Raw genomic sequence first — 4,389 nt, forward strand, 5'->3', positions numbered from 1 at the left:
TTCAAACTGGTCTGCCTATCTTAGAGAAAAGGAAGATCAACATCTGATTGATGCGATTCATCTGAATACGAGAACGGGTCGGCCCTGCGGAGACAACCGGTTGATATTGCGACTTGACCTGTCTGCGTGCGGACACGCACAGGCAGGAAAGATGCTTGGCAGAAGGTTGCAGGCAATGCCGAGGGGGAGACCTCGGAAGAGAAAGCAATAAATGGGCGCTGTCCCTATTTTCCTAAAAAAGGTTCACGATGTTATGATATTCCTGAGCATTAAGAATCGGTTCACGATGTTATGATAGCAATTACTTAGATACTAAAGACGATATGTTTTTGCTATGTTTTTTATTCACTTCCGGGAACGTAAGGTTCTAATGTCTTTAGCAGTGCGGGATCCACCTGGAATCCGAGCGCCAGGGCCCTGCCGCAATGCTCTACGGCTGGGCGGAACTCCTTCTTGTGGTAATAGGCCACCCCAAGGTAATTTTCCGCCAGCCCCAGCTCCGGGTTCAACTCGAGGGCCTTTACGCTTGCGGTGATGACGCCGTTATAATCCTCCTTCTTCAGGTAAGCCAGGGCAAGCTTCAGACAGGCGTCCGATGACCGGGGATCGATCTCCATGGCCTTCTTGCATGCCTCGATCCCTTCATCGAGTCTCCCCTGCTGGATATAGATGAAACCGAGATTGCTGTATGCCGGGGCAAAGCCCGGTTCGATGGCAATGGCCCTTTGGATCCAAGCGAGGCTTTGTTCAGGGCCGCCGGTGTGCAGATAAATCCCGGCCAGGTTGAGGTAGGCCTGGACCAAGCCGGGTTTGAGCCCAATGGCTTTGTTGTAGGCATCGATGGCCTCATTCAGATGGTGAAACTGGGTATGGACCAGTCCCAAGTTGTAATAGACCTCGGCCGCGTTGGGGTAGAACTGAAGGTATTGTTTATAATTGTTCAGGATCCGCTGGTATTCCAGGTCATCCTCTGCGGGTTCTCCCTGTTCCTGGTTCATATATCTTCCTTTCCGAGATCGGTTGTCTTGGCCCATCAAAACATATCGAATTTTTTCTGTCAAGCTTATTAAAGGCCGGAAGGCTGATCAAAAACACGTCCACAAACGGACGCTTTAAATGGGAGAGGCGGCGAACAAGGAAAAACTCGTTGTGCAGAAGATTTAGTGTTGTTCGTCTTGGAATGTCTGGGGATGCGCCGTTTCGTCAGGGGGTGCGTCGGGGATCTCTTCCATCCGGATCTTGAAGGAGATCGCAAAGTCAATCTCCCGGCTGCCGGCATAGATCCTGTGGATATGGAAGGATAACTCCTTGGACTTTATTTTCGGCTCATCCGGCCTCCTGAAGAGGAGAAGGCCCAGCGCATGCTCGCCTGGGCCGAGGGTCTGGTAGCTCCGGAAGAGCATCTTGCGGATATTTTCCAACTGTCCCGCCCCTTTCTCTGAATCGTAGAGGTCCTGGTAAAGATCGTCATATTCAATCGTGAAAAGAGGGGCGCCCGCGTCGGTCAGGGAAAAGCTTGACGAAGGGTTGAAGGTGATCGAGGAGTCGGAACGATTCTCGATCAGGAGATAAAAGGCGATCGGCATTCCGGCCTCGTCATAGATCCCCTCAAAGGGATTTTTGAAATCCCACTCCCGGTTCAGGGAAGAAGGTGCCGTCAAGTCTTGGCAGCTCACGGGCCGGACCGCTCCCCAGATCCCCTCTTTCTCGAAATTTACCGCATTGCCGGGAGGGGAAATCTCCTGTCCCATCCTGACATCCGGGGTGATCGAGATTTTGTACAGGCTCTTGGCGGTCTTGCAGGCGGGAAAATAAAGGCAGAGTACAAGGATCAGAATGATCCGCATCAGTGGCATGATGGGGTCTCCATGGGAATCTAAGACTTCCCGAGCGTGATGATGCTGGTATGGGTTTATTATAATCTACATCAGGGTAAATAAAAAACCCCGGAAGATTCTTTCCCGGGGTCTTTTTGTCATGATACGGGAGTTTCTGTAATTATTTGCCCATCCTTCTCATGTAACCGGCCGCTGCCAGAAGCGAGATGCCAAGGAGAACCATGGTTCCCGGTTCGGGAATGGGTGGGTTGTACTCGGCATCATGGGAGAACGGGGCAAACTTGTCGATGACATCGTTCTTTAGAGTGTACAAATCGAAATGCACAAAATTGAATCCTGAGATATCGATATAGAAATCCTTCCAGTATCCGCTCTTGGTTCCGGCTGCCGCACCGGGCTGGGTGTCGAATATGTCGGCCGCATTCGCGGGAGTGAAATCAAAAATGTACTCGGCAAAGTAGGTGGGGAAAATATCGTGCGGAGCCAGGTCACCACCCCCTCCGTCGGGATTGAGAGCGCTGATCGGTGGAATCCCGTACACATAATTAGAACTGCTGATGCCGGATCCATTGATGCTGACGGTTCCGCTGGAAGGAGAGACCCCATCGGTAAGTGCGATCGAAAGTCTGACTCCTGATAACGTGCCCTCGCTAAGAGCAGAAAGTGTGAAGGTATTTGAAGATGCAACCCAGATTTCTGTTGATGAATCCCAGGAAACGCCCGGCTGTGACGGATCGATATAAAGTTGCAATGTGGGGTAGGCCGAAGCAATGCCTGCACTTAAAAGCAGGGTTATAAAACACGCTGCGATGATGGTTCTCATGTTTTTCATGACGACTTAAACCTCCTTGAACTTGCTCTTATCTGCATATATTTGTTAAAAACTTGCTATATTCCTGATATTTTATCAGCAATATTTGTGCCAAGCGTATAACCTGTTGATATTGTAGAGATCATGCCAATGTTTTAAGGAGCCAAGATGCTTGACCTCGTAAAACTATAAAGATTTCCGACACCCGGCAATCGGGATTGGGGCTGTTTTCCAAGAGTATTCAATAAAAACAATCGGTTAGATATGTAAAGGTTTCCTACAGTCTAAAAGTAACCGGGAATGCACTACAAATTGTGATGGGTAAGCTGAATGATACCCATATGTGGTTGCCTGGTCCGGTCACAGGAGCGCCCGGTTTTATTATTTTGACACGGTTTCAGGTATTTGGTATTGTACATCACGTTCATGAGCAGAATCGTATCCTTGTCAAAGCGATCCTATGAAAAGTAACATCACTGAAATCAATAAATCTTCCATAAAGGACCGGCTGATCGTCGCCCTGGACATGGACAGTCCGGAAGGGGCGATAGCGCTGGTCATGGCGCTGAAGAAATCTGTGAGCACGTTTAAAGTCGGGAGCCGGCTCTTCACCAAGGCCGGTCCCGGCATCGTGCAGAAGATCCATGACCTGGGCGGGCGGGTTTTTCTCGATCTGAAGTATCACGATATCCCAAGCACCGTGGGCAAGGCCGGCATCGAAGCGGCCCGGCTCGGTGTCTTCATGTTCAATGTCCATGTCGCAGGCGGCGGGACCATGATGAGGCGGTGTGTGGAGATGGTGAGCGACACCTGCGAGAGGGAAGGTTTACCGCGGCCCTTGATCCTTGGGGTGACCCTGCTCACCAGTATCTGTGAAGAGACCCTGCGGGACGATATCGGAGTCAGCCGCAGCATTCCGGAGCAGGTCGTTCATTTTGCAAGGCTTGCGCAGGAGAAGGGTCTAAACGGCGTGGTCGCCTCGGCACATGAAATTCAGGAGATACGCAAGGCCTGCGGCAGAGATTTCCTGATCGTCACCCCGGGGATCCGGCCGTCCGGAACCGCGGCCGATGATCAGAGCCGAATCGCCGCACCGGCATGGGCCATGGAACAGGGTGCGGATTATCTGGTTGTGGGGAGGCCCATCACCGAAGCACCCGACCCCCTGAAGGCCGCACACGAGATTCTGTACGAGATGCACAAGGTCCGCGGGGAGTCATATTCATAGTCTCGAAATAGAATAGACATGATTCATAAAATCTCTTTTTTTATTTTTTTTCAACCCCTGTTTGCTGTATACTATTTGCCAGCTTCTAATATATCGTGGGGGTGTAGCTCAGCTGGGAGAGCGCAGCGTTCGCAACGCTGAGGTCGTGGGTTCGATCCCCATCACCTCCACCATTTTTTCTTCTCTGCCATCTTGGTGGTTATTCTTTTTTCCTGCATCCATCCTGCACACATCTCATGGGAAGGTCTTTTGCCCCGGCGGGGTTAAGTGGTCCTGTTCGTAAATACGGTAACGTACCGAGAGTGCCGTAGGGCGGCCTCATCCCCGCGCGCGACTGAGGCGTACCCCCTGCGGTACGTCGCAAGGAGCGGAACGCCGAGGAGGCCGCCCTACGGCACTCGAATGCGACCGTATTTACGAATAGGACCACTAAGGCCCTGATCGTGGGAAAGCATGAAAGGGGCGGGGAGGGCCTGAATCTTCCGTATCAAGGAGAGAATCTCTTCTTCGGC

General features: G+C 51.5%; 4 protein-coding genes, 1 tRNA gene and 1 pseudogene. 3 read left to right on the forward strand and 3 right to left on the reverse strand.

Features of this window, described 5'->3' with window-relative positions; genetic code table 11:
• Positions 1-211 (forward strand): annotated as a pseudogene (locus AUK29_02975) (hypothetical protein).
• Between the two features lie 130 nt (positions 212-341).
• On the opposite strand, the gene AUK29_02980 reads toward AUK29_02975, so the two are convergent.
• From AUK29_02980 to AUK29_02990, 3 genes are all read right to left on the reverse strand, one after another.
• Positions 342-998 carry a hypothetical protein gene (locus AUK29_02980; GenBank protein OIP65273.1) on the reverse strand — a complete coding sequence of 219 codons (657 nt, stop codon included), beginning with the start codon at positions 996-998 and terminating at the stop codon, positions 342-344.
• Positions 999-1,160: 162 nt separating this feature from the next.
• Positions 1,161-1,856: a hypothetical protein gene (locus AUK29_02985; GenBank protein OIP65274.1), complete on the reverse strand. Its 696-nt coding sequence runs from the start codon at positions 1,854-1,856 to the stop codon at positions 1,161-1,163.
• Between the two features lie 142 nt (positions 1,857-1,998).
• On the reverse strand, positions 1,999-2,670 hold the full coding sequence (locus AUK29_02990; protein ID OIP65275.1) for a hypothetical protein: 672 nt from the start codon (positions 2,668-2,670) through the stop codon (positions 1,999-2,001).
• A gap of 439 nt (positions 2,671-3,109) precedes the next feature.
• On the opposite strand from AUK29_02990, the gene AUK29_02995 reads away from it, so the two are divergent.
• Both AUK29_02995 and AUK29_03000 read left to right on the forward strand, forming a co-directional pair.
• A complete protein-coding gene (locus tag AUK29_02995; protein OIP65276.1) occupies positions 3,110-3,877 on the forward strand; it encodes an orotidine 5'-phosphate decarboxylase in 768 nt (255 codons plus the stop codon).
• Positions 3,878-3,974: 97 nt separating this feature from the next.
• Positions 3,975-4,050 (forward strand) — tRNA-Ala (locus AUK29_03000).
• The last annotated feature ends 339 nt before the right edge of the window (positions 4,051-4,389 follow it).

This window comes from Nitrospirae bacterium CG2_30_53_67 (genome assembly GCA_001873285.1).
Classification (GTDB): domain Bacteria; phylum CG2-30-53-67; class CG2-30-53-67; order CG2-30-53-67; family CG2-30-53-67; genus CG2-30-53-67.